This is a genomic window from Corynebacterium aquatimens, assembly GCF_030408395.1.
In the GTDB taxonomy this organism is placed as follows: domain Bacteria; phylum Actinomycetota; class Actinomycetes; order Mycobacteriales; family Mycobacteriaceae; genus Corynebacterium; species Corynebacterium aquatimens.
On sequence record NZ_CP046980.1, the window covers coordinates 1,078,973 to 1,102,548 of the forward strand.

The window sequence follows — 23,576 nt, forward strand, 5'->3', positions numbered from 1 at the left end:
CTGTGGCTAGGCCTAGGGCTAACCAATAGGGCATGATGGACCCCGTGACTACGCCATCCACCACAACGATTGAACGGCCCGACATCCGCGAAGATTCAACCACGGATGACGGCACCCCGAAGTTCTTCCACTACGTGAAAAAAGACCAGATCGTTGACTCCGCGGTGAGCGGAAAAATGGTTGTTGCACTGTGTGGAGAGACGTTTCCCGTGACCAAGCAGGCCAAGCCCGGATCGCCGGTCTGCCCGGACTGTGAGCGAATCTACAAGGGGCTGCGTCGCCGGTGACCTCAACCCCATCCGGGCCGACTAACGGGTCCGCTGGGCCTTCTCTACGCCAATGGCAGCAGGAGGCCCTTGATTTATTCATGGCCTCCACGCCGCGAGACTTCATGGCCGTGGCGACCCCGGGCGCCGGTAAAACCACGTTCGCGCTAACACTGGCGTCGCAACTGGTGGCGCAGCGCGTGGTGGAGCGCGTCATCGTGGTCGTGCCTACTGAACACCTCAAAATCCAGTGGGCAGGCGCCGCGGCCAACTTTGGCCTCATGCTTGACCCAAAGTTCACCAACGCATCCGCCGTCAACCCTGCCTACGACGGGATCGTGGTCACCTACGCCCAGGTGGGAATGCACCCCTTCAAACACCACGCGGTCGCCCAAGCCCGCCGCACGCTAGTGATCCTGGATGAGATCCACCACGCCGGTGATGCAAAAAGCTGGGGCGACGGCGTACGCGAGGCATACGGCGACGTGGAACACCGTTTAGCTCTGACCGGCACGCCGTTTCGCTCGGACGATTCAGCGATCCCCTTTGTCCGGTACGAAGAGGACGGGGAGGGGCATTTGGTGTCCCGCTCCGACTACACCTACGGCTACGCGGAAGCGTTGAAAGACAAAGTCGTGCGACCCGTGGTGTTCCTTGCCTACTCGGGGGAGGCCCAGTGGCGCGATTCCGCGGGTGAGGAGTACGCCGCCCGCTTAGGCGAGCCACTCAACGCCGAACAAACCGCCCGCGCCTGGCGCACCGCACTGGACCCCAAAGGCGATTGGATGAAGGCCGTGCTCACCGCCGCCCACACGCGCCTTCAGAAAGTCCGCGCCCACGTGCCGGATGCCGGTGGCCTGGTTATCGCCACCGACAAAACCACCGCCCGCGCGTACGCACGCTTGCTGTCGCAGATCAGCTCCACCCCCGTCACCACAGTGCTTAGCGACGAAGTCGGGGCCTCCAAGCGCATCGACGACTTCTCCGCTTCCACCGACGAGTGGATGGTGGCCGTGCGCATGGTCTCCGAAGGGGTGGACGTGCCCCGCCTCTCCGTGGGCGTATATGCCACTTCCGCCTCGACGCCGCTATTTTTCGCCCAGGCCATCGGCCGTTTCGTTCGGTCACGCCGCCCCGGCGAATCGGCGTCTATCTTCCTGCCCTCCGTGCCCGTTTTGCTACGCCTAGCCGAGGAAATGGAAACCTCGCGCGACCACGTCCTGGGCAAACCAGACCGTCCCGAAGGCTGGTCCGACGAACTCATCGAGCAAGCCAACCGGGAACAAAACGAACCCGACGCCGAACCCAACTACCAAGCCATCGGTGCCTCCGCCGAACTCGATTCCCTGATCTTCGACGGCTCCACCTACGGCACCGCCACCTTCGCCGGCACCGAAGAAGAACAGGATTACCTAGGCCTTCCCGGCCTCCTCGACGCCGACCAGGTAAAAACCCTTCTGCAAAAGCGCCAGTCCGAGCAACTCGATGCCCGCGCCGCCGCCGCTGCCGGTGCCGCCGGTGCCGCCGCTGCCGCCGCGCACCCCGGCACACCCCACACCATCACCCCAGGGTCCGGCACCGCCACCCCCGGCGCAGCCGCCCCCGGCACCGCCGGCTCAACCGCCTTCACCCCTGGCGCCCCCTCCAACGACCCCGCCGTCGACAACATTCCGGCTCTTCGCTCCGAGCTCAACGCGCGCGTGGCCATAGCCGCTTCCAGTAGCGGCCGTCCTCATGGTGCAATCCACAACGAAGTCCGCAAAGCCTGCGGCGGACCCCCAACTGCACTCTGCAACGCGGAGCAGCTCCGCGAACGCATCGCCTACCTGCGCAATTGGTAACACAACCCTTCCATCTTCGGTCGTCCCGGCCCTTAGCCCGCTCCTTCGTCCCCGGCTGGCTCCACCCGACAGCTGCCCGTCCTGACGATGTTGACACCCCTGCCACCTATGCACAATGTTGAATGTTTTTGACCTTGGTGTATGGCGGCACAGGAATATGTCGATGCGTCACTGATGTCATCATCGTCAGGGCCAGTGGCTGGCTGACGATGTTGACACCGCTGCCACCCATGCGCGCAGTTGAATGTTTATGACCTTGGTGTATGGCGGCTCAGGAATATGTCGATGCGTCACTGATGTCAACATCGTCAGGACCAGTGGTTGGCTGATGATGTTGACACCGCTGCCACCCATGCACAACGTTGAATGTTTATGACCTTGGTGTATGGCGGCTCAGGAATATGTCGATGCGTCACTGATGTCAACATCGTCAGGACCAGTGGCTGGCTGACGACGTATCCACCGCAGGAGCCGCGCGGGAAGGGCAATAGGAAACCCCCGGGACGGAAAATCCTAGGGGTGGGGAGACCTTGGGGTTAGTCCAAGTAGTCGCGCAGCACCTGCGAGCGGGACGGGTGGCGCAGTTTGGACATTGTCTTCGACTCGATCTGGCGGATGCGCTCGCGGGTGACTCCGTATACTTGGCCGATTTCGTCGAGGGTGCGGGGCATGCCGTCGGTAAGCCCGAAGCGCAAGCGCACAACGCCGGCCTCACGCTCGGACAAGGTGTGCAGAACATCCTGGAGCTGGTCCTGCAGCAGTGTGAACGACACGGCATCCACTGCAACGACTGCCTCGGAGTCCTCGATGAAGTCGCCGAGCTGGCTGTCGCCCTCATCGCCGATGGTTTGGTCAAGGGAGATAGGCTCGCGCGCGTATTGCTGGATCTCGAGGACCTTTTCCTCGGTGATGTCCATTTCCTTGGCTAGCTCGGTCGGCGTTGGCTCGCGGCCGAGGTCCTGGAGCAGCTCACGCTGGATGCGGCCGAGCTTGTTGATGACCTCTACCATGTGGACTGGGATACGAATCGTGCGGGCCTGGTCAGCCATCGCGCGGGTAATCGCCTGGCGGATCCACCACGTTGCATAGGTGGAGAACTTGTAGCCCTTGGAGTAGTCGAACTTTTCGACGGCGCGGATCAGACCAAGGTTGCCCTCCTGAATGAGGTCGAGGAAAGCCATGCCGCGGCCGGTGTAACGCTTGGCCAGGGACACCACGAGGCGCAGGTTCGCCTCAAGAAGGTGATCCTTCGCCTTGCGTCCGTCACGCGCGACGGCGCGAAGATCGCGTTTCACAGCCGGTGTGAGTTTGGCGTCTTTGTCGCCTGCCTCAGCTGCACGCTGCATCTCGTCCAAACGGTGCTGGGCGTAAAGGCCAGCCTCGATGCGCTTAGCCAGGGACACTTCCTGTTCCGCATCGAGCAGTGCGACCTTACCGATCTGCTTGAGGTACGCACGCACCGAGTCCGCGGATGCAGTGAGCTGGGCGTCCTTGCGGGCCTGGCGCAGCGCTGCAGATTCTTCGATGTCCCAGACAGAAGAGGAGTCCTCTTCCTCCTCGTCGTCGTCCTCATCGGAGGATTTCTCCTCTTCATCCTCATCCTCGAGGTCGGAGTCGAACTCGTCGCTGTCAGAGAGCTCGTCCTCCAAGGAATCATCGAGGTCAGGGTCGAAGTCATCCTCGTCTTCCAGGTCGGCGTCAAGATCGTCGTCGAGGATGTCGGTGTCACGGTCGAGGTCCTCGTTGGTGGAATCCTCGTCGGTTTCAGGCTCTACGGAATCCTCGTTCTCAGCCTGAGCCTCCGCAGCCTTTTGCGCAGCAGTTTTGCGTACCGTCTTCTTTGCTGCGGTTTTGCGGACTGTCTTCTTCGCTGGCGCCTTGGCTGCGGTGGTTTTCTTAGCGGCAGCCGTGCGTGTACCGGTGGTCTTGGTACCGGTGGACTTGGTACCAGTGCTCTTTGCGCCTGTGGTCTTGGCTGCAGCAGTTTTGGTTGCCGCGGTCTTCTTGGCAGCAGTCTTCTTGGCGGCAGCGGAGCGCGTGCCGGTGGTCTTGGTACCAGTGGACTTGGTGCCGGTGGTCTTGGTACCGGTGGACTTGGTGCCGGTGGACTTGGCGGCCGTTGTCTTCCGCGCGGTTGTGCGGGCGGCGGTCTTGCGCGCAGGCTTCTTCGCTGCGCTAGTGCCGTTTGATGCGGTGCTAGCTGCAGCGTCGGTGCTCGATGCAGAATTGGCGTTTGTGCCGGATGCAGAGTTGCTCGTGCTAGAAGATGTCTTCGCTGCCACGAATGACCTTTCGCTGTCTCGTTAAATCAATGACTCCCCAGAATACAACAGCTCAGGATACAACGAATTCCCGCAGTGCCATTAATCGACGCTCGAAGGCGGCCCTTAAGGCTGGATGAGTGAGCGGGCGGCCATTGCGGCGCCGACGATGCCGGCGCGGTTGCGCAGTTTCGCGGGGACGACTGGGGTGTCAATTGTTAACAGTGGCACCCATTTGTCGGAGTTGCGGGAGATGCCGCCGCCGACGACGAAGGCAGCGGGGTTGAAGAGGCGCTCGTACTCGGCGAGAACCTTGTTAACCCGTTTTGCCCATTTCTTGTAGCTGAGTTCCTCACGGTCTTTGGCGGCGGAGGATGCAAGGTGTTCGGCTTCTTTGTCGCCGATCATCATGTGGCCGAGTTCGGTGTTGGGGAAAAGCACACCGTCGGCAAGAAATGCGGAGCCGATGCCTGTGCCGAAGGTGAGGAAGAGGACTGCGCCGCTGCGGGCGGTTTCGTCGCCGAAGGAGACTTCGGCCAGGCCCGCCGCATCCGCGTCGTTCAGCACGGCGACGTTCGTGCCCCCAAGGGCGTTTGTGAAGAGATCGTGAACGTCGGTACCGATCCACGATTTGTCGATGTTCGCGGCCGTGCGTGCCACCTGGTTCACAACCACTGAGGGCAGGCAGATGCCAACGGGGCCGTCCCAGTTGTGGCCGCGAACGATCTCACTGACCACGGCGGCGACAGCCTCAGGCGTTGCGGGGGAGGGGGTAGCAATCTTGATGCGCTCGCTGGCGAACTCGCCCGTCCGGTAGTCAACGATTGCGCCTTTGACGCCGGAACCACCGATGTCAATACCCAGGCCGAAATGGGAAAGATCGTGCTCAGTGTCGGTTGTAGCCATGGCTCGAGTCTACAAACAAGCGCATGGTTGTGGTGCGAAAAGTCGGTCCATTTAGGCCCGGGGAAAATTTAGTGCGTGGTGTAGATGGCGCAACGCGGCAACGTGTTCTAATATCGCGTCGAACAATCGTGATCTGTGCGGCATTGTTGCCTCACGCAGAGCGTGGGGTTTGCCCACACACTAGTGATCTAAAAGGAGAAGCCTTGGCTACCGACTACGATGCGCCGCGTCGCCGTCTGGATGATGAAATTGAGACTGATTCCCTCGACGGCCTCAAAGCCGAGGAAGCAGCGGGAAGCAGCATGGATGACGACGGGGAGGTCGTTGATTCTTTCGAGCCGCCGACAGTGGATCTCACCGGTGAGGAGCTCAACGTGACCGTCGTTCCGCGCCAGGAGGATGAGTTCACCTGCGCGTCGTGCTTCTTGGTGCAGAAGAACAAGCGTCTCGCTCGCGTTGAAGACGATGGCTCGAAGATCTGCCTCGACTGCGAGTAGCTGATATTCGCGCGCCACGTTGCTTGACGACGGGCGCGCTTCGCGCGCTGACCTACGGTTGGCGGCAGATTGTGGCGTGAGCTACCCGACGAAGGCTTTGAGTAACGCCTCCGGGTTTTTACTGGACACGAGCCAGTATGGGGTCGGATCTTCGGGGTCGTCCAAGACCAAGAGAACCATTTCGGCGACCCACGAGTGGTGGACCAGGTAGGCGGCGGGGTCAAGCTGGGGGCCGAGCGCGCTTTGCTTTGCGGAGTACGGGACGGCCATGCTGCGTGAGACAACCGTGTTGGGCAGGTTGGATTCACCGATCACGAGCCAGCGGGTGCCATCTGCGTCCCGTTCAACTGCGATTTCTGTAGAAGAAAGCGAGTAGAGGAACCAGCCGAGTAGCGCTGCAGAAATCGCAAACGCCCCGATGAAGTATGCAATGCCACGGTTGTTTCCCATTTGTGCGCCAAGCAGCGCAGCAAACGCGATGGCGAATAGCCACCAGTACCACGGCACCCATTGGCGCTCTTTGTAGAGAATTTCAACTTCACCCACGCACACAATGTTAGGCAACGGTCATACAGATGTTGTAGTCGCGTAGGGTGGTGCCGTGACTACCCCAGCTAATGATTCATCATTGACCGCGGCCGAAAGCGCCGTTGACCACGCGGTTACGCAGATTGCGTTGCGCAAGCTTGACCCGGATGTACCTACCCCGGAGCGTGCCCACCGTGGTGATGCGGGCGTGGATTTGCGCGCGGCGGAGGACATTACGTTGCAGCCCGGCGAGCGTGCTCTGGTAGGAACCGGTATCGCGATAGCGCTTCCTTTAGGCATGGTGGGCTTGGTACACCCGCGTTCCGGGTTGGCGTTTAAACAGGGCCTCACGGTGCTGAATACGCCTGGCACCATCGACGCTGATTACCGCGGAGAGATTAAGGTTTGCTTGCTCAACACCGATCGGGAAACTCCGATTGAGATCACCCGCGGTATGCGTATTGCGCAGCTGGTTGTCCAGAAAGTGGAGCTGCCCGAATTCGTCGTGGTAGATGAGCTGGATGAGACTGTCCGCGGCGAGGGGGGCTACGGATCCTCCGGCGTGCATTAGGCAAAGACCATTAGACAAACACGCGTTGTCGAAAGGGGAGAAGCGTGGTCACCGGAACGAGCTTTTTAAGTCAGCCTGGATTCGCGGCAGACGTCTACTGATGAGGCTTCATCGTCATCATTGGCCTCATGGCACTGTTGGGGATCAGCAGAAAGGCACCCCTGTTCTACTTAGGGCAAGCAATCAAACTCTGCTTCGTCTGGGTTCCCGTGGGATTCGTAGTAATGGTCAGCATCGGGGTGCTTGGCTATGTTGCTGACGGCTGGGAGAACAAGATGGCTGAGCACGAAGCGAGAGAAGTGCGCCTCTACAACGGGGATACGACCCCACTCCCTGACCCTGATTCCAAGTACGAAATGAATTAATCGCGTTGAACCTCCGGCACCCAGCGGGGGAGAGGTAGCCCTTAGTCTTGGAACGCTCGATGAATCGTGGAGCGATGGACACCGAAGTGCTGGGCGATCGCAGTCACTGTCATTCCAGCCGCCTTCATCTCGCGAGCCACAGTGAAGCTTTAGGGTCATTATACCTGCGCCACACTAGCCCGAAACGCTGAAATCGTCTCCGAATCCGCAGGAACCCTAGAGAAAAACTCCGCTTCGTGGCACGTCGCTTTAGGGTGTACCCCAACGCACACGCAAAAACAGGCAAAACGCGGGAGCCAATTGGCCGCGGCTCCCCTTCAGCACTAGCGAGGCGATGCCAAGCTGGCGGTGCCCTCTCCAAGCATCCAAAGAGCTAACACGATGAAGATCGAGCCTGTACCCATATCAACAAAGTGGCCGTAGCGGGATAGGAAACTGGAAAAGACATCAACAAGAAGAGCAAAACCAGCCGACATCACGAAGCCCACAACAAAGAGAGTGACGAGGATCAGCAGCATCCACTCTGCGCCCATATCGGGTTTCACGAACTGAGCGAATACTGCTCCAAAAAACAGGACCGACTTAGGGTTCGACAGGTTCGTTGCCATCCCAACCCCAAAAGCCTTGCGCGTTTCGACTGACTGATCATGGAGATCCGCAGGGAGTGCCGCCGACTCACCCGATCGCCAGGCTCGAAGTCCGCCACGCACCGCACCAAACCCCATATAGAGAAGGTAGGCACCGCCAACCAGTTGCAGGACTGCAAGCAGTTGGGGAGCAGCTTGCATAAGGGCACTTAATCCCAGCAACGATGCAGCGATCCAGACTGCATACCCCGCCATGATTCCCGTAGCACAAGCCACTCCAGCGGCCCGGGATTTCACACTGAAACGGATAATCTGTACAACATCAGGCCCGGGAACCGCTACCGCAGCCGCGAACACGCCAATTAAAGCGAGAAAATCTCCGAATAACATTGCTCTCCTAAACCCCGGCTGCCCTGCACTGATGTGACAGCCACTCCGGTCAGGCAACTAATCCGAATATGGCCCGAGTCGCCACTTTAGTAGCGCGCCGCACACGGGTCTTCAAATGCATCCATCCATCTCGCACCATCCGAAAACGCGGGAGCCGCCGAGGGTCGGCGTTAGTTCTTCTTGTTCCCGACCTCGCGCACCAGGAGCACGATCGTGATCACGGCTGCGCCGATCACGATCACCCACCACAAGTAGAGGCCGGGTGGCGTCTTGAAGAACGGTGCGTCGAGGAAGAACAGCATGGCGATGAAGATGACCGCCGAGACGATCATCATCGGGACGGATTGGTTACGGTTCACAAACAATCACCCTTTCGCAAGCAAAGACAGTGTTTCACCTAGTGTCGCCGAGACCCCGCCTGCACACCATCGCTTTTCGTTTCCAGTCGGAAACAGTTTGATTAACCGCTACTGCGCGTCCTTAGTGAGTTTGGAGTAGTTGGCGAACAGTAGTTCCTGGCGCTGACGCTCAGTAGTCAGTTTGCGTGGTGCGCCGAAGGCTTTGTCTACTTCTCGGTCCAACTCGTCATGAGCCTTGACCAGAGCGGGATCCATCGCCAGCGGGTTGTAGTGTTCCGCCAGCGACCGGTCCGGGTTTAGGTTGCGCGCCCATAGGATTTTTTCGCCAGCATCAATGATCCGCTGCCGCGTCTTCTCATCTAGTTCAGGGACGGGGAACGTGTTCCAAACGACTGATGCAGAGAAGCGAAGATCAGATTTTAACCGCCCACCGACCGTTCGCTGCCACGTAATGAACATCGAAGAAGAAACAAGGGAGAACGACAGACCAGTCGGATCTTCGACTGTGAACGCCAGATTGCTAGCGATTGTCTCTACCGACATTTGCTCTGCCGTGAAGTACATCCGATTCTCACTAACCACGGAGGGGATAAAAAGATAATCCGTTGCAGGTTGTCGAATCTCCCCAAACAGGTGAGGGGTGCGTGCTAGAGCCGCCGTCGCAGCGCGTTTGGATGCGGAGCGAATTTTCATGACTGCATTGATCCGATCTCGCAGAACTGGCGATTTATCAATGTCTAACGGATCAAAGTCATCTGCCATCCACAGACACCACCGGTCGGATTTACGCAGTAGTTCGTACGATCCCTTGAACGGCCGGAGGTACTTTGCGGCTACGTGATCCGCTAAAACTTCGGGATAGTCATCGGAATCCACTACAAGGTTCCCGCCGTCATTAGCCATACTTCCGAAACGCGCCGGCGGAATTTCAGTAGAAAGCGTAAGAGATCTGCTTTCTACAAGAACGAAAGGCCCGTCGATCAAATAGGCGTTGATTCCCTGTTCGATATTCTGCTCGACGCCTTCACCGCGAATGTCTGGGTAGTCCCACAGACGTTGCTTGACACCGCGGTCGCGCGTGAATCCCACGATCACGCAGTGCACGGCAGCTTTACCGGGTGCTTCTGAATCCCACTGGAATGTGCGGTGAGCGAACTTAATCCGCCATGAAGCTTCTTGAAGAGGACCGAATAAGTAAGCAGCACCTTGCCCTTGGGTGATGGAGTTAGTTGTGACATAGGCGAACTCGCCCCGCCGCTCGGCAAACAAAGTCATAGCCTGCGCATGCCAGCCAGACACGTAGTCAAGGTTGTTTATTCCTTTGGCCTTACCCCATACGCGCGCTAGATCTGCTTTTTGATCAGCATTCTTCATCCTCGCCCCAATGAACGGCGGGTTACCGAAGACATAGGTCATGCCAGTTGTTTCCGGCATGACCTCGCGCCAGTCCACGGCCAAGGCATTGGTATGGACGATGTGGGCGGTCATGGTGATCGGCAACCGCTCCGGAGCTAGGCCCACTCGGTCGGCCAGTTCACGGTTTGCCTGGTGGTCGACTAGGAACATTGCGGTTTCAGCGATGCGTGCGGGCCACCAGTTCAGCTCGATGCCGTGGAACTGGCTAATGGACAGCTTCTGCTCCCACGAAATATCCAGCGCCATGCCGATCTGTCCTTCGCGCTCGCGGATAGCCACGATGACGTCGGTTTCGATTCGTCGCAGTTCGCGGTAGGCAACGATGAGGAAGTTGCCGGAGCCGCAGGCAGGGTCGCAGAACACCATGTCGGCCAGACTGTCGCGGAACTGGCGCAGCTTCGCCACCGGCGTGGACTTCGCAGCGATAAGCCGGTCAGCTTCAGCGCGCAGCTCGTCTAGGAACAGCGGGCCAATAGTTTTCAGAATGTTCTTCTCGGAGGTGTAGTGCTCACCGTCGCCTCGGCGGGCTTCTTTCGACTTCACCAGTTGGAACATCGACCCGAAGATTGCTGGGCTGATCTGGGTCCACTGGAAACGGCAGGCGTTCAGCAAGGCGTCGCGCATGTCTGGGGTGAAGAACTGCGTCGGCATGGATTCGGCGAAAATCGTGCCGTTGACATACGGGAACCGCGCCAGCGAGTCAGGGACACGACGCCTGGCCGACTCCGGGGTGTTGAGCACCTCAAACAGGGCGGCGAGCTGGCTACCGAGGTTTTCGCTGTTGGTGTGCTCCAGCACGAACCGGTAGAACAAGTCCTGCTCCCACAGGCCTGCATCGTCTCCGAAGAGGAGGAACAGCAGGCGGGTGAGGTACATCGAGGTTTCTTGAATCGCGGCGTCCTCGTCCTCCCGGTTGGTCGGAGCTTCATCGCCGACATTCTCGTCCACTTCGTCGCCCACCATTGCGGTGAAGAGGTCAGCCATGAGTTGCGATGCCTGGATGGAGGCTTCTGCTTGTTCCTCGCGGGTGGTGTCGTCGCTGTAGCCGGCAAGGAACTTCAACTCGTCCACATGGTCGGTGACCTCACCGAGCGGGAAGGTGACGTCGAAGCGTTTCTCCGGGTCGCCCAAGCGCAGGAGTCGGAAGGATTCGAAGTCGCTGGCGATGATGTAGCGGGGCTGCTCGGCGTCTTTGATTGTGCCGCCGAGGAGATAGTCTCGGGCCTGGTCGACGGCGACCTGGAGATCGACGCCGGGCTTTTTGGCTTCGCCGATCACAACACCTGGCCAGAACAAGTCGATGTAGCCGGATTGTCCTGTGGAGGCGCGCAGCGCGTCTTGTTCGAACAGATCCATGCGCGATGCCGTGATTGCGAAGCACTCGAAGAGTTCCGCCCAGAATGATTGCGCGTATTTCTTCTCAATCGCTCCCTGACCGACCGACTGCCACTCGTCTAGGCGGGTGCGCCAGCGGGCTTTGAATTGGTCGAGATTCCGGCGCATCGTGGCGCGGTCAAGGCGGGGAGCTGTTGCAGAAGTCACCTACTCACCATAAGCCGACCCAACCTCAAAAGGAGTGCGCTCGCTTATGGCCTGTCCAGTTTTTAGCTCAGTCTCGGGGCGTAACTCAAAGCGTTCAAATCAAAAACGACGGTTCGCTTCGTATCCCGAGTTTGTAAACACCAGCAGGTGCTTACTGCCCAGACTGCGACCGCAGGGGAACCGTATATTGCTTACGAAGTGGCACATTTATTTAAGAGCGCCTGCGGGCACCTCGCGGGAGCTCAATTCCGGCACTTCACAGTGCCCTACTTACTGTCTGCCGGGAAACGCCGAACTCAGTCATGGCTTCCGGGATAGTTGGCCATGTGCCTGTTTCTGCTTCATAGCTTAGGAACCACCCAGCGATCGTGAACCGCTTACCTTTAGCTGTTCGAGAGCGCTTCTTACTAGACGTTTCAAGCTTTTCTCTCTCTGAGAAGTGGCATAGTCCCCGTCTGGGTCGGTCTTCCACCGTTGGGCAGCTTGCTGCCCGCCCCGGCGTCCCATTGTGACGAGCGCTTTGACAGCACAAGCAGTTGGTTCGAGCCGGTGCGCGCTGAACTGGCGTACCGTTGTTGATAAAGCAGATTTTGATAAAGCAGACGATAGAAGTTAGAAGAGGTGACCCACATGGCACTGTGGCCATTTGGAAAGAAGAACAAGAACGCCCCGGCGCAGCCCGATACTGATTCCGCGAAGGGTTTGACGGGTGAAGCGGCAGACGTAGTCAAAAATGAAGCGGAACTTCGCACTGAGGATTCTCAGCGAAGCGACGCGGACACGATGGTTGTTGGCGAGCCCGCGGTTGAATCGGCAACGGAATCTAAAGATGACAGCGACGACAGCGGGGTCGCAGAGGCTGGACACGAGGCTGAGGCGGTGATTCCACATGATGCCGTGGGCGGCAACACGGGCCCGTTCGACGGTGACAACGTGGATATTAATGACTTTGACTTCACGGATTTCGCGGTGAGCGTTCTCAACCTGGGTTCGATCCAGATCCCGCTGCCGCAGGACTCGCAGGTGCAGGTAGAGATGGCTGAGGAAGGCCCGCGGATGCTCCACGTGATTACCCGCCACGGTCGCGTTACTCCGGTGGCGTTCGCTTCGCCGAACTCTGGTGGCCTGTGGGAATCCGCGTCTGAGGAGATCGCGGAGGGCATGCGTAACGACGGCATGCCGGCGGTCTTTGAGCTCGGCCCCTGGGGCCGTGAGATCGTGGGCCAGGGCGACGGTGGTGTGATCCGCATTATCGGTGTGGAGGGTCCGCGCTGGATGTACCGCGTGACGCTGGCTGCGCCGGATGCGGAAGCGGAGAACATGGCTCGCCTTGGCCGTGAGATGGTGGCGCGCTCGTTTGTCTACCGTGGCAATACCCCGGTGCTCGCTGGTGAGGCGCTGCCGGTGCAGCTGCCAGCAGAGCTGGCTGCGCAGTTGCAGCAGGCGATGGCGGAGGCACAGGCGCAGCAGGAGCATGCAGGACAAGATGGTCCACAGGGCGCGGCGGAAGATGGTGAGACGAACTAAGCGATGAGCAGTTCGCGTTTAACTCCGCGTGAGGTTCTAACGCTCAGCCCCACATCGATGGCGCATGGTGGGGAGGCGATTGCGCATGCGCCTGACGGGCGTGTCGTGTTCGTCTCCGGTGCGATTCCTGGGGATACCGTTAAGGCCCGGCTGAGCAAGGTGAAGGTGCGCTGGGCGCGCGCGGAAACCCTCGAGGTTGTGAAACCTTCGCCCGATCGCGTCGATGTTGCCTGCCCCGCGGCACGAGCCGGGGCAGGATGCTGTGACTATTCCTATATCGCACCGGAAACGCAGCCTGCTCTCAAGCGCGCGATTTTGATGGGGCAGGTGGGGGGCCGGTCGTCGATAAGCGGTGTGCTCGATGGCTTTGACTCTTCTGAGGTGAGCATTGTGGCGCTGGAGCCGCACTTTGGCTGGCGCACGCGCGTGCGTTTGGGCGTGGATGCGAGCGGCAAGGCGGGGTTGCGGCGAGCGCGCAGCAACCAGATTCTCACTGACCATGCGTGTACGCAGGTGGTAGATGGGCTCCTCGAGGGGCTCGTCGGTGAGGGTGCGCGCAGGTTCAGCCCAGGTTCTGAAGTTATCGCAGTGATGGATTCGCGCGGCGAGCGTCATGTGGTGGAAACGCGGCGGGCGCAGCGCGGTAAACGCGTTGAGCGCATGGACACGGTGGTTGAAGGCAGCGGTGTGGTCACGGAGGAGATCCAGACGCTCAACGGGGAGACCTATACCTTTGAATTTCCCGCGACCGCGTTCTGGCAAGCGCACGCCGCCGCGCCGCAGGCGTACTCCTTCATCATCGAAGACTGGGTGAGCGGAGACTACGCATCGCCCGTGGGGTGGGACCTCTACGGCGGCGTGGGCGCATTTATACCGGCGATCGGTACGGCGCTGGGTAGCGACGGGCGGGTGGTGAGCGTCGACTTCTCTGAATCCGCAACGCGGATGGAACAACCTGGGCTCGAACCGTTCCACCCGGAGGTGGTGAACTCCCGCGTGGAGACGGGTCTTGCCTCGCTGCCGCAGCCGGGGGTCGTGGTGCTTGACCCGCCGCGCATCGGCGCTGGGCATGAGGTAGTGGAGGCGATCGCGAGCGCGAAACCGGAGCAGGTGATCCACATCGGCTGTGACCCTGCGACGTTCTCACGGGATTTGAGCTCCTGGGGGCAGATGGGCTACCGGGTCAAAGACATGGTGCTGGTGGATGCCTTCCCAGGGACGCACCACTTTGAAGTGCTTGCAAACCTTCGGCCCGCCTAAAGGTGCCGTGTAGAATTATTCAGAAGCGCACGCGGTGGCCTTAAGCCCCACATGCACCCCAGACACGAACGTAACTACGAACCCACAACTGACCGGAGGACTTGTGAGCACGCTTGAAGATCTGGACCTTCCGGCTGACGTCAAGAAGATGTCGGTCGAAGACATGGAGCTTCTAGCCGCAGACATCCGCGAGTTCTTGGTGGAAAAGGTCTCTGCTACTGGTGGCCACTTGGGTCCGAACCTTGGCGTCGTGGAACTGACCATCGCGTTGCACCATGTGTTCAATTCCCCCAAAGATCCGCTGATCTTTGACACGTCGCACCAGTCTTACGTGCACAAGATCCTCACCGGACGCGCTGGCCAGTTTGACACCTTGCGGCAAAAAGACGGGTTGTCGGGGTACACCAGCCGCGCCGAATCCGAGCATGACTGGACGGAATCCTCCCACGCCTCAGCCGCGCTTGCTTATGCGGACGGGCTCTCAAAGGCCAATGTTTTGCAGGGCAAAGCGGACCGCAACGTCGTGGCCGTCGTGGGCGACGGTGCGCTCACCGGCGGTATGTGCTGGGAAGCGCTGAACAACATCGCTGAAGCCGACCGCAACGTGGTGATCGTGGTCAACGACAACGGTCGTTCCTACTCACCAACCATCGGTGGTTTTGCACGCAACCTAACTAACTTGCGCTCCCAGATCGCGCAGATCCGTATCCACTCGGCGTACGACGAGGTGATGGAGCACGGCAAGCGCACGCTGAAGTCCATGGGCTGGGTCGGTGAGCGCGCGTTCGGCGCATTGCAGGCGGTCAAAGACGGGATTAAGCACCAAGTGGTGCCCACGGAGATGTTCCAGGAACTGGGCATGAAATACGTGGGTCCCATTGAGGGCCACAACCTCAAAGCCCTGATCTCTGCGTTCACCTACGCCAAGACGTATGAAAGCCCGATCATCGTCCACGTGGCAACGGAGAAAGGCCACGGCTTTGAGCCCGCGGTGAACAATGTCGCAGACCAGATGCACTCCACCGGCGTGATCGACCCGATCACCGGCGAAGAACTGGGGGAGAAGCGCCCCGGGTGGACATCGGTGTTCTCCGAGGAACTGATCCGCGCCGGGCACGAGCGCGATGACATTGTGGCGATCACGGCTGCCATGGCTGGACCGACGGGGCTCACGCCGTTTGCGGAGAAGTTCCCGTCGCGCTTTTTCGACGTAGGCATCGCGGAACAGCACGCTGTTGCGTCCGCCTCCGGCTTAGCGCTCGGCGGACTGCACCCGGTGGTGGCGATTTACTCCACCTTCCTCAACCGTGCTTTTGATCAGCTGCTCATGGACGTCGCGCTGATTAAGCAGCCGGTGACTCTGGTGTTGGATCGCGCCGGCGTGACCGGCAGCGACGGCGCCAGCCACAACGGTGTGTGGGACATGGCGCTGACGTCGATTGTTCCGGGGATTCGCGTCGCCGCGCCGCGTGACCCTGAGCGGTTGCGGGAAGAATTCCGCGAAGCGATTGCGGTGGAGACCGGCCCGACTGTAGTGCGCTTCCCCAAGGGCAACGTGGGAGATGGGGTGGCGGAAGTACGGCGCACGCCTGGCGGCTGCGACATCCTCTTTGCGACGGAAGGCGACGAAGACGGCGCCGACGTGGACGACCAAGGGCGCATCCTCATCGTTGGTATCGGTGAGTTTGCCGCCCGTGCAGTCATTGCCGCGCGTGAGCTGGCTGGCGACGGCTACAACGTCACCGTGGTGGACCCGCGGTGGATCATCCCTATTAACCCTGAGCTCGTGGACATGGCGCAGGAGTCTGATCTGGTGGTTGTCTACGAAGACGGCGTGATTCGCGGCGGCGTCGGCTCAGCCTTAAGTGAAGCGCTGCACGCTGCTGAGGTGGACACACCGCTGCGTCACCTCGCGTTCCCGGACGTGTTCCCGGGCCACGCCACGCGTGAGGAACTGCTGGAATCCGTCGGACTGGACGCGGCTTCCGCCGCCCGGTCGATTCGTGAGTGGGCGGACAACCTTGAAGCCTGGGGCGATTAAGTCAGCGCCGTCTACGCCAACGCCGTGGCAATGACTGGGGCGGCTGCTTCTGCCTGCCAAGGTCGGGCGCCGAACTTCAACAATGCGTGCGCGGCATCATCAACGCGCACAGTTCGGCTGCGCTGCGTGAGTTCCCACACCGCCGCGCGAAGGACCGCTGGCTCCACGAGGATTTCCGGGGCAATCGACGCGTCTTCGCCGAGTTGGATCATCCCGTCGCGCACCTGGTTCAGCAGGTCCCATTCGTGCGGGTGGCGGGATTTCCACACCGATTTGCTGGGCGCATCGCTGAGGCGCTGGGTGTGATTGCGCGCCGGTTCGTCGTTAAGCAACGTGCGCGGCGCGCCCTCTTCGTAGACCTCGCTGATGATTCCGAACCACAGTGCTACGGCGCCGCGACGGCGGGCTGGGAAGCCGTGAATGCGCGCGAGGTCGCGTGCGGACCGCGGCCGGGTTTTAGCTACCTCGATGATGACTCGGCCGTTAAGGACGCGATTCGGGGCGATGTCGCGCTGCGCGGCGAGCGCGTCACGTTCCTCCCACATTCGCTGCGCAAGCGCGAGCGACACCGGGTTCTTCAACGCCGAGACGCCCTTGAGTTTTCTCCACGAGTGCTCCGGGACGTAATCGCCAGCAGCATTGCGTGAGATTATGTGCGCGAATTCTGCCTCGGCGATGTCTAGCTTGCCAGCGGCATCGAGGTACTCCGCCTGGGCCTCGGCGAGGTCACACAGGTAGTCAACGTCCGCCGCGACGTAGCGCAGCCAGTCCTCCGGCAGTGGAGTGAGCGACCAATCCTCCCGGCCGTGTCCTTTTTCCAGAACAACGCCGCAAAATTCTTCCACCATCGCAGCCAGGTTCGGCTTGTCAAAGCCCGCGATGCGTCCGGCCAGCGCCGTGTCAAAGAGCGTGCCCGGGTAGAGCCCCAGCTCCGCCAGGCTTGGCAGATCTTCCGGCGCGGCGTGCAAGATCCAGTCTGTGCCGCCCACTACTGGCGCGAAAATCTCCCGCATGTCGTGTCGGTGGTGCTCCGGCGCAATCAGGAACGTGCCTGCGTCCCGGCGCGCGATCTGGACTAGAAACGCACGGTCGTCGTACCGGAAGGAGGACGCCCGTTCCGTATCAATCGCGAACGGGCCCCGTCCTGCCGCTAAAGATTCAGCCGCTGCGCGGTAGTGATCCGGCGTTGTGGCATACGTGTACTTAACCCCCACGCCGTGCACACCCCCAGCAGTCATACGGGGATTACCGTTGACGCTGGTCGATGCCGGTTACGCCTTCCGGCGGCAGGCCAGCAACGTAGGCGAGTACCTGGGAGAACGCCTCGACGTGGTGGGACAGATCAGTGCCAGCGGCGGTCCAGGAGGCGCGCATTTCAATCTGGTACGCCCGTGGCGGGCCGCCGATTTCACCGAAGCGAACAGACGCCGTGGACGTCACGGTACCGCCGAGGTTGGTGTAGGTCGCGCCGGTGTTGTCCAAGGACTCATTGAGCCACTGCCACGCCACGTCCGGCAGGAACGGGTCAGAGGCCACGGCATCATCCATGTCGGCCTGGATGTATGCGACCAAGCGCATGGAGCCTTCCCATGCCTCTTCCGTTGACGGGGAGTACAGCAGGATCAAGCGGCCAAACGCATCGCCTTCAGAGTCAGTGGGGATCGGCGCGTCTTCGTCATGAAGCGCGACTTCCAAGCCCACGGCGTGGCTGAACGGCGCGGGACGTTGCGGGGGACGGATCGTGCCTAGCGTGATCTCTGGGCGCAGGCGTGCGGCGTGCATGGATTCGACGGCCGCGGTGAACTCCTCCGGCAGTGCGGATTCACCCGTGGGGCTATCCACAGCAGTAGGAGCAACGTGTGAGGAGTCTGATGCCGTAGGCGCAGCGGCAAGGTGCGGCGAATCCGAATGTGTCACGCGTTCAAAGCTATCCACCGTCCACGCAATCACGGGGAGGCGCGCCGTGTCGACACATCCGTCACCCGCGCCGAATCGTACTCATACTATTGTTGTACATAGCGCGGCCCGCGCGGCCGCACACCCAAGCATGTACACGACCCCCGAAGGAAGGCGCCGATCATGGCACAGCAGGTTGATCTAGAACGGTTGAACAACACCCAGCGTTACGCGCAGTGGGCAACGTTTCGAGCTATCCCAGGGGCGCTGCCGGACGACCGCGCGGACGTCATCGCCCAGGCACGCGAGTTCTTTTCCACGCTTGAGAATGATGGCGAGGTCGTCGTTCGCGGTCTGTATGACATCTCTGGGATCCGCGCTGAGGCGGACGTGATGATTTGGTGGCACGCCGAGTACTTTGAGCAGATCCAGGAGGCCTACAACGCCTTCCGCCGCGATACGCTGCTTGGCCAGGCTCTGGAGGTGTTCTGGATCGGCGTGGGCCTCCACCGCCCGGCTGAGTTCAACCGCGGCCACCTGCCGTCCTTCATCATGGGGGAGGAGCCCCAGGACTGGATTACCGTCTACCCGTTCACGCGCTCCTACGACTGGTACTTGCTGGACCCAGCGAAGCGCCGCGACCTTCTCATTGAGCACGGCAAGGCTGCCGCTGAGTACGCGGATGTACGCGCCAACACGATGTCAGCTTTTTCCCTGGGCGACTACGAGTGGATGCTGGCGTTCGAAGCCCCCACGTTGGAGCGCATCTCTGACCTCATGCACAAGATGCGCTACACCGAGGCACGCCTCCACGTGCGCGAGGAGCTACCGTTCTTCTCCGGCCGTCGCGTCGACGACGTCTCTGAGATCGTCGAGCTTCTGCCGTAGCGCACGCTCGCTTATCGACGATTGGTGGGCAGCGCCTTGGCTAGTAGCTGCCCGCTGGGCCTACTGACCGTCGATGGGTTTTTCTTCCAGCGTCATGGAGATGGAATTGATGCAGTAGCGCAGGTCCGTCGGGGTGTCGTAGCCTTCGCCTTCAAACACGTGGCCTAAGTGCGATTCGCAGTTGGCACACAGCACCTCGGTGCGGATCATCCCGTGGGATGTGTCCGTGCGTTCAATGACGGCGTCGCCCGCCAGCGGGGAGTAGAACGATGGCCAGCCGCAGTGGGAGTGGAATTTTTCCGTGGAACGGAACAGCTCCGCCCCGCACGCGCGGCAGTGGTACACACCCTCGGTGGTGGTGTCGGTGTACTCACCGACCCCCGGGGGCTCCGTTCCCGCCTGGCGCAGCACCGCGTACTCATTCGGGCTGAGTTTCTCGCGCCACTGCGCTTCAGTCCAGTTCTTGTAGTTGGTCGGATCATTGAGTGAATTTTCAAACACGGTTGTGTCCTTCGTCTTCGTGTCTCTGGGTAATCGAGGAAACGACGACCCATGTTGCAATGGAGATAATGATGATTGCCCAGCCAGCCGTGGGGAGGTACGTGGCCATCCACTGATGCGCAATCGGGTGCGCCCCAACTGACGTGGTCAGCGGTACAAGGCACAGGAACGCACCCAGCCACGGGATGGGGGTGTGGAAGGGGCTCGCCGGGCGCAGCACGGTGAACAGGGCCGGGAACAGCATCATGGAGTAGTACGCCTGTCCCAGTGAGGAAAGCAGGCAGACACCGGTGATGAGCACACCCGCACTGACCGTGGCCCACAACCACTCATCGCTGTACCGCCAGCGCGCTAGGCCCGCAACTGCAACGGCCACCGCCGCGGCGATGATGACAAACAAAAGCCCGTGCAACCAGCCTGGCATCCCAAAGTACACTGCCACGCCGGCAAGGGAGGAGTTCGCGTAATCACGCGTGATGCCCAAATAAGGCACGACAATGTCCGTGTAGTCCTTCGCCCCCGGCGTCAACGGCCACGCGAGCACATTGAACAGCACTGGCACTGCAACTCCCGCCGCCACGGTGGTGAAGTTCACCCGCATCAACGGCAAAACCAGCAGCGGGGCGAACATCGGCTTAACCAAAATTGCCAACCCCAGCACAACACCCGCGGCCACTGTGCGCCCCTGCACCATCCACGCCAGAAACGCCACCAGCGCCAGCAATAAAATCCCGTTCACGTTGGAAAACACCAACGTGTTGGTCACCGCTTCCGTCATGAACGCAAGCGCAAGCGCAACCGGAAACACCGGTGAGGAGGGCCCATACCCAGACAACCGGGTCAACCACGCAATGGCGCAGATAATCGCAAACGCATTAGCGATGATGAACAGCGGCCGCACGGTGTCCGCATCCGCGAACACCCCCACTGGGGACAACAGCAGCGTCGCGCCGGGGTTGTACAGGTAGTGCGGATCAACGTGCGAGTAGTTCTCGTTGTACACCGGCACGCGCTCTACAAAACGCCGCGCCGCCGACCACACCGTGGTGAAATCATCCGTACGTTTACCCGGAAACGCCAGCGCCACCACCCTGTGCACGATCAGCAGAATCGCCAACGGCCATGCGAAGGCATTGCCCACCGAACGCCACGCGCCACACCCACCAAACGCGCCACCGCCCGCAGCTGCCGGCTGCGGAGCCACCCACGCATCGCGCAACCGCGCTGTGAGGGATGCCTGTGAGCGGTGCATGGCGGTCTGGGTAGGGGTGGAAGTCACCTTCATTAACCTAATGGCTTTCTACTTTCCGTTCCCATTCCCACGGCGGTAGCGGGTGAAAATCATCGAGTCCTCGTCGCTCGTGAGGTGCTCCAGAACCCACCGTGAGGTGTCCACGGATCCAAGGTCGGTGAGCTTCAGCGAGGTCATCTCGTTGGGTACCCGGGGGTCGGTAGTTAGGTGCAGCACATCCACGAGGCCATCGGCTAGGAGCGCTGCGTACAAGCTCGGCCCACCTTCGCACGAGATGCGCGCGTACCCCCGCCCGCGCAGCGTATCGACGATCTCCGCTGGCGACCCACCACCCGTGGAAACGATCTGGGCGCCAGCAGATTCCAACGCGTTGCGGCGATCCGCCATTTCCTGCGAGGAATCATCAAACGACGCCTGCGGCGTCAGGATGATCGGTCCTTCGCCGTCAAACAGCTCACTGTCTGTATCGAAGTCCAACGAGCGCGACACGACGGCCAGGGGAGTGTCACTCGCGCCATAGTGTTCCTTCTTCACCGTCCCCGACGTCACCAGCACCGCATCCGCCCACTCACGCAGCCCAAGAAGCACCGCCGTGTCATTGTCGTTGCCCAAACCACCGGACGTGCCGTCGATGGTGAAGGAGCCAAACAACGTATTGACCATCACCGCGCGCAGTTCAGGCACGCCGGCGGGGGAAAGGGGGCCAAGGAGTTCATCAAGATCAATCGACGCATTCATCGCCAACGATCTTATCTGGCTAGACAAACAAGGAAGGCCCCACACAGGGGCCTTCGTATTTTGAGGTGGAAACGGGAATCGAACCCGTGTACAAGGTTTTGCAGACCTTTGCCTCACCACTCGGCCATTCCACCAGTCGTACCTATGAGTTAGGAGCCGGACTCAAGTATAAACCTTAAGCACCGGCTCCTAGCGGTACGTGGAGCGGATGACGAGACTCGAACTCGCGACCCTCACCTTGGCAAGGTGATGCGCTACCAACTGCGCTACATCCGCAGTGCAAACGACGAGTTTGCACGGAAGAATCCAATTAAGGATGCTTCGTGCGCGATACTGGGATTGAACCAGTGACCTCTTCCGTGTCAGGGAAGCGCTCTCCCGCTGAGCTAATCGCGCGGGACAAACCACTATGGATTTGTTGTCAGACCCAGTTGCCTGGATCTTGGAGCGGATGACGAGACTCGAACTCGCGACCCTCACCTTGGCAAGGTGATGCGCTACCAACTGCGCTACATCCGCACTGTGCATAAGTTACGTGCTGCCCCACGTTACTGTGATGCCCTGCTGAATTCCTAATCGGGATCCTGTCCGGCATCGCTTGCGACTCAAAAACTTTAACCCGGAGTCCCCTCAGGAACCAAATCCGCTGCACAAACGCCCTATTTGCGGCCGGGTATCGCGTGTGGCGGCCTTCGTAAGTCACCACCGTGTAGTTCACTCGTTATTTACCTCGCCCACCACTTCAACACAGTGCGTTCAACGTAGCGCGTTGAACGCCGTGCGGACTTAAAGCCGCGCCCCAACGACGGTGCATCGCACAATGCCTCTGAACTGGCGATTATGGTGTTTCGTCTAGGTGGTGTTAATCTGATCAACGCACTTCAAGCGTTACGCAAAGTGGTGCATACGGTCCTATGGCTCAGTGGAAGAGCGTTCCGTTCACACCGGAAAGGTCGCTGGTTCGATCCCAGCTAGGACCACGTTTCATCAAAAACCCAGGTCGTTATGAACTGCTCCCCATTAGTTGGACTGAGAAATCAGTTACCGACTAGTGGGGAGCAGTTCCTTTGAGAGCACGTAGTTCGCTCAGTGAAGTTCAGCGTGAGCAGTTAGGGGAGCTTTTCGAGCAGGGGATGGGTTGCCAGGCCGCTGCTCGTGTTGTGGGTATCTCGAGAGACGTATCGCGCAGCCTCTATCGTCGTTTCCAACTGCATGGCAGGCTATGTCTCGTGGAGAAACCGACTAAGCAGCAGTATTCGTTCGAAGCGAAGAAGGAAGTTGTAGAACGCTATCTTGCGGGTGAGTCGAGAATGGATCTTGCACGTGAGTTCAATCTTTCATCCGACCAACTCGTCAAGGACTGGGTGATTAAGTGGCGCAAAGGTGGCGACGAGGCTCTGCGCCCGAAGTCGAAGGGCAGGCCCAAAGGTTCGGCTACACCGAAACGTTTCACGGAAGAGGAGCGGCTGCGCCGCCAGGTTGCGCGGCTGGAAGCGGAAAACGCATATTTAAAGAAATTGCGGGACTTGAGGAATCAGGGATGCGCCTGAAAGTCCAGGCGATTGTCATCCTCAAGTCACAGCATCGCTTGGAGTACCTCAGCGTCGAGAACGACCCAGAACAGCAGGTAAAATGATGCTCATGACAGTGTTCAAGGACTACTTAGCAGGCAAAGCAACAGCCGAGCAGGTCAAGGCCGAAGTGGCGCGCCAGCGGCAAGGAATGAAGAAACCCGGACCGCCCTACAAGCAACCGGACCTGAACGACGTGAAGTGGACCCCGCCGTCAATCTTCGAGGAAGTGACAATCGCGCAAGCGACCGGCCAGGTCAGCCGGGAGGAAGCGGACGACCTACTCGCCTAGGAGATCGCAAGAACGGACTTTCTTAGCCCGTGTCGGCCACATTTGGGCGGGTGTACCGCTCGCACAGCCGCGTGAGTTCCG

At 60.2% G+C, this 23,576-nt stretch carries 22 protein-coding genes, 5 tRNA genes and 1 pseudogene; 12 read left to right on the forward strand and 16 right to left on the reverse strand.

The window, feature by feature from the left end; all coding sequences use genetic code 11:
• Positions 1–35: 35 nt before the first annotated feature.
• Both CAQUA_RS04880 and CAQUA_RS04885 read left to right on the forward strand, forming a co-directional pair.
• A complete protein-coding gene (locus CAQUA_RS04880; protein ID WP_231375807.1) occupies positions 36–287 on the forward strand; it encodes a DUF3039 domain-containing protein in 252 nt (83 codons plus the stop codon).
• Positions 288–367: 80 nt separating this feature from the next.
• Positions 368–2,107 (forward strand): DEAD/DEAH box helicase, encoded by a 1,740-nt coding sequence (locus CAQUA_RS04885; RefSeq protein ID WP_196825586.1) that lies wholly within the window; start codon positions 368–370, stop codon positions 2,105–2,107.
• Positions 2,108–2,643: 536 nt separating this feature from the next.
• Here CAQUA_RS04885 and CAQUA_RS04890 read toward each other — a convergent pair.
• Both CAQUA_RS04890 and ppgK read right to left on the reverse strand, forming a co-directional pair.
• Entirely contained in the window at positions 2,644–4,389 is a 1,746-nt protein-coding gene (locus CAQUA_RS04890) for an RNA polymerase sigma factor (protein WP_196824260.1), read from the reverse strand.
• Between the two features lie 105 nt (positions 4,390–4,494).
• On the reverse strand, positions 4,495–5,274 hold the full coding sequence (gene ppgK / locus CAQUA_RS04895; RefSeq protein WP_196824259.1) for a polyphosphate--glucose phosphotransferase: 780 nt from the start codon (positions 5,272–5,274) through the stop codon (positions 4,495–4,497).
• Between the two features lie 203 nt (positions 5,275–5,477).
• Here ppgK and CAQUA_RS04900 point away from each other — a divergent pair, with 203 nt between their 5' ends.
• Positions 5,478–5,771 (forward strand): DUF4193 domain-containing protein, encoded by a 294-nt coding sequence (locus tag CAQUA_RS04900; protein WP_196824258.1) that lies wholly within the window; start codon positions 5,478–5,480, stop codon positions 5,769–5,771.
• 81 nt (positions 5,772–5,852) lie between these two features.
• On the opposite strand, the gene CAQUA_RS04905 is transcribed toward CAQUA_RS04900, so the two are convergent.
• On the reverse strand, positions 5,853–6,317 hold the full coding sequence (locus CAQUA_RS04905; protein ID WP_196824257.1) for a DUF3093 domain-containing protein: 465 nt from the start codon (positions 6,315–6,317) through the stop codon (positions 5,853–5,855).
• 124 nt (positions 6,318–6,441) lie between these two features.
• Here CAQUA_RS04905 and dut point away from each other — a divergent pair, with 124 nt between their 5' ends.
• Positions 6,442–6,870, forward strand: a complete 429-nt coding sequence (dut, locus tag CAQUA_RS04910; protein ID WP_196825585.1) for a dUTP diphosphatase — start codon at positions 6,442–6,444, stop codon at positions 6,868–6,870.
• A 128-nt stretch (positions 6,871–6,998) separates the two neighbouring features.
• Positions 6,999–7,235 (forward strand): hypothetical protein, encoded by a 237-nt coding sequence (locus tag CAQUA_RS04915; RefSeq protein ID WP_196824256.1) that lies wholly within the window; start codon positions 6,999–7,001, stop codon positions 7,233–7,235.
• A 41-nt stretch (positions 7,236–7,276) separates the two neighbouring features.
• On the opposite strand, the gene CAQUA_RS11195 is transcribed toward CAQUA_RS04915, so the two are convergent.
• The 4 genes from CAQUA_RS11195 to CAQUA_RS04930 form a co-directional block, all read right to left on the reverse strand.
• On the reverse strand, positions 7,277–7,363 hold the full coding sequence (locus tag CAQUA_RS11195) for a helix-turn-helix domain-containing protein (protein ID WP_353959143.1): 87 nt from the start codon (positions 7,361–7,363) through the stop codon (positions 7,277–7,279).
• A 195-nt stretch (positions 7,364–7,558) separates the two neighbouring features.
• Positions 7,559–8,212: a LysE family translocator gene (locus tag CAQUA_RS04920; RefSeq protein ID WP_196824254.1), complete on the reverse strand. Its 654-nt coding sequence runs from the start codon at positions 8,210–8,212 to the stop codon at positions 7,559–7,561.
• Positions 8,213–8,382: 170 nt separating this feature from the next.
• Complete coding sequence (locus CAQUA_RS04925) at positions 8,383–8,571, reverse strand: hypothetical protein (RefSeq protein ID WP_196824253.1); 189 nt, start codon at positions 8,569–8,571, stop codon at positions 8,383–8,385.
• A gap of 108 nt (positions 8,572–8,679) precedes the next feature.
• Positions 8,680–11,490, reverse strand: a complete 2,811-nt coding sequence (locus CAQUA_RS04930; RefSeq protein WP_196825584.1) for a DNA methyltransferase — start codon at positions 11,488–11,490, stop codon at positions 8,680–8,682.
• A gap of 669 nt (positions 11,491–12,159) precedes the next feature.
• Here CAQUA_RS04930 and CAQUA_RS04935 point away from each other — a divergent pair.
• The 3 genes from CAQUA_RS04935 (at position 12,160) to dxs (ending at position 16,357) form a co-directional block, all read left to right on the forward strand.
• Complete coding sequence (locus CAQUA_RS04935; protein WP_231375411.1) at positions 12,160–13,056, forward strand: DUF3710 domain-containing protein; 897 nt, start codon at positions 12,160–12,162, stop codon at positions 13,054–13,056.
• Positions 13,057–13,059: 3 nt separating this feature from the next.
• Complete coding sequence (locus CAQUA_RS04940) at positions 13,060–14,316, forward strand: class I SAM-dependent RNA methyltransferase (protein WP_196824252.1); 1,257 nt, start codon at positions 13,060–13,062, stop codon at positions 14,314–14,316.
• 103 nt (positions 14,317–14,419) lie between these two features.
• On the forward strand, positions 14,420–16,357 hold the full coding sequence (gene dxs, locus CAQUA_RS04945; RefSeq protein WP_196824251.1) for a 1-deoxy-D-xylulose-5-phosphate synthase: 1,938 nt from the start codon (positions 14,420–14,422) through the stop codon (positions 16,355–16,357).
• An 11-nt stretch (positions 16,358–16,368) separates the two neighbouring features.
• Here dxs and CAQUA_RS04950 read toward each other — a convergent pair whose 3' ends face one another.
• Positions 16,369–17,595, reverse strand: a complete 1,227-nt coding sequence (locus CAQUA_RS04950; protein ID WP_196824250.1) for an HRDC domain-containing protein — start codon at positions 17,593–17,595, stop codon at positions 16,369–16,371.
• Between the two features lie 7 nt (positions 17,596–17,602).
• A complete protein-coding gene (locus CAQUA_RS04955; protein ID WP_290178940.1) occupies positions 17,603–18,199 on the reverse strand; it encodes a DUF3000 domain-containing protein in 597 nt (198 codons plus the stop codon).
• Between the two features lie 237 nt (positions 18,200–18,436).
• Between CAQUA_RS04955 and hemQ the strand changes: the two genes are divergently transcribed.
• A complete protein-coding gene (gene hemQ / locus CAQUA_RS04960) occupies positions 18,437–19,141 on the forward strand; it encodes a hydrogen peroxide-dependent heme synthase (RefSeq protein ID WP_196824248.1) in 705 nt (234 codons plus the stop codon).
• A 60-nt stretch (positions 19,142–19,201) separates the two neighbouring features.
• Here the strand turns inward: hemQ and msrB are convergent, their stop codons facing one another.
• From msrB to CAQUA_RS04995, 7 genes are all read right to left on the reverse strand, one after another.
• Positions 19,202–19,642 carry a peptide-methionine (R)-S-oxide reductase MsrB gene (gene msrB, locus CAQUA_RS04965; protein ID WP_196824247.1) on the reverse strand — a complete coding sequence of 147 codons (441 nt, stop codon included), beginning with the start codon at positions 19,640–19,642 and terminating at the stop codon, positions 19,202–19,204.
• Complete coding sequence (locus CAQUA_RS04970) at positions 19,635–20,921, reverse strand: glycosyltransferase family 87 protein (RefSeq protein WP_290178831.1); 1,287 nt, start codon at positions 20,919–20,921, stop codon at positions 19,635–19,637. Before CAQUA_RS04970 ends, msrB begins: the two co-directional genes overlap by 8 nt.
• A 21-nt stretch (positions 20,922–20,942) precedes the next feature.
• On the reverse strand, positions 20,943–21,632 hold the full coding sequence (locus tag CAQUA_RS04975; RefSeq protein ID WP_196824246.1) for a dihydrofolate reductase family protein: 690 nt from the start codon (positions 21,630–21,632) through the stop codon (positions 20,943–20,945).
• A gap of 63 nt (positions 21,633–21,695) precedes the next feature.
• A tRNA-Cys gene (locus tag CAQUA_RS04980) sits at positions 21,696–21,766 on the reverse strand.
• Between the two features lie 66 nt (positions 21,767–21,832).
• A tRNA-Gly gene (locus CAQUA_RS04985) sits at positions 21,833–21,908 on the reverse strand.
• A 48-nt stretch (positions 21,909–21,956) separates the two neighbouring features.
• Positions 21,957–22,028 (reverse strand) — tRNA-Val (locus CAQUA_RS04990).
• A 47-nt stretch (positions 22,029–22,075) separates the two neighbouring features.
• Positions 22,076–22,151 (reverse strand) — tRNA-Gly (locus CAQUA_RS04995).
• A 389-nt stretch (positions 22,152–22,540) separates the two neighbouring features.
• Between CAQUA_RS04995 and CAQUA_RS05000 the strand changes: the two genes are divergently transcribed.
• From CAQUA_RS05000 to CAQUA_RS05010, 3 genes and pseudogenes are all read left to right on the forward strand, one after another.
• A tRNA-Val gene (locus tag CAQUA_RS05000) sits at positions 22,541–22,612 on the forward strand.
• A 217-nt stretch (positions 22,613–22,829) separates the two neighbouring features.
• A pseudogene (locus tag CAQUA_RS05005) lies at positions 22,830–23,232 on the forward strand (helix-turn-helix domain-containing protein); the annotation flags it as partial.
• A 41-nt stretch (positions 23,233–23,273) separates the two neighbouring features.
• The gene (locus tag CAQUA_RS05010; RefSeq protein ID WP_196824245.1) at positions 23,274–23,495 is read left to right on the forward strand and encodes a hypothetical protein; all 222 of its coding nucleotides are present in this window, start codon (positions 23,274–23,276) and stop codon (positions 23,493–23,495) included.
• The last annotated feature ends 81 nt before the right edge of the window (positions 23,496–23,576 follow it).

Coding starts and splice junctions, on each gene's coding strand:
- CAQUA_RS04880 (WP_231375807.1), top strand. CDS start 36: ATGGACCCCGTGACTACGCCATCCACCACAACGATTGAACGGCCCGAC.
- CAQUA_RS04885 (WP_196825586.1), top strand. CDS start 368: ATGGCCTCCACGCCGCGAGACTTCATGGCCGTGGCGACCCCGGGCGCC.
- ppgK (WP_196824259.1), bottom strand. CDS start 5,274: ATGGCTACAACCGACACTGAGCACGATCTTTCCCATTTCGGCCTGGGT.
- CAQUA_RS04915 (WP_196824256.1), top strand. CDS start 6,999: ATGGCACTGTTGGGGATCAGCAGAAAGGCACCCCTGTTCTACTTAGGG.
- CAQUA_RS11195 (WP_353959143.1), bottom strand. CDS start 7,363: ATGAAGGCGGCTGGAATGACAGTGACTGCGATCGCCCAGCACTTCGGT.
- CAQUA_RS04920 (WP_196824254.1), bottom strand. CDS start 8,212: ATGTTATTCGGAGATTTTCTCGCTTTAATTGGCGTGTTCGCGGCTGCG.
- CAQUA_RS04930 (WP_196825584.1), bottom strand. CDS start 11,490: ATGCGCCGGAATCTCGACCAATTCAAAGCCCGCTGGCGCACCCGCCTA.
- CAQUA_RS04935 (WP_231375411.1), top strand. CDS start 12,160: ATGGCACTGTGGCCATTTGGAAAGAAGAACAAGAACGCCCCGGCGCAG.
- CAQUA_RS04940 (WP_196824252.1), top strand. CDS start 13,060: ATGAGCAGTTCGCGTTTAACTCCGCGTGAGGTTCTAACGCTCAGCCCC.
- CAQUA_RS04950 (WP_196824250.1), bottom strand. CDS start 17,595: ATGACTGCTGGGGGTGTGCACGGCGTGGGGGTTAAGTACACGTATGCC.
- hemQ (WP_196824248.1), top strand. CDS start 18,437: ATGGCACAGCAGGTTGATCTAGAACGGTTGAACAACACCCAGCGTTAC.
- CAQUA_RS04975 (WP_196824246.1), bottom strand. CDS start 21,632: ATGAATGCGTCGATTGATCTTGATGAACTCCTTGGCCCCCTTTCCCCC.
- CAQUA_RS05010 (WP_196824245.1), top strand. CDS start 23,274: ATGACAGTGTTCAAGGACTACTTAGCAGGCAAAGCAACAGCCGAGCAG.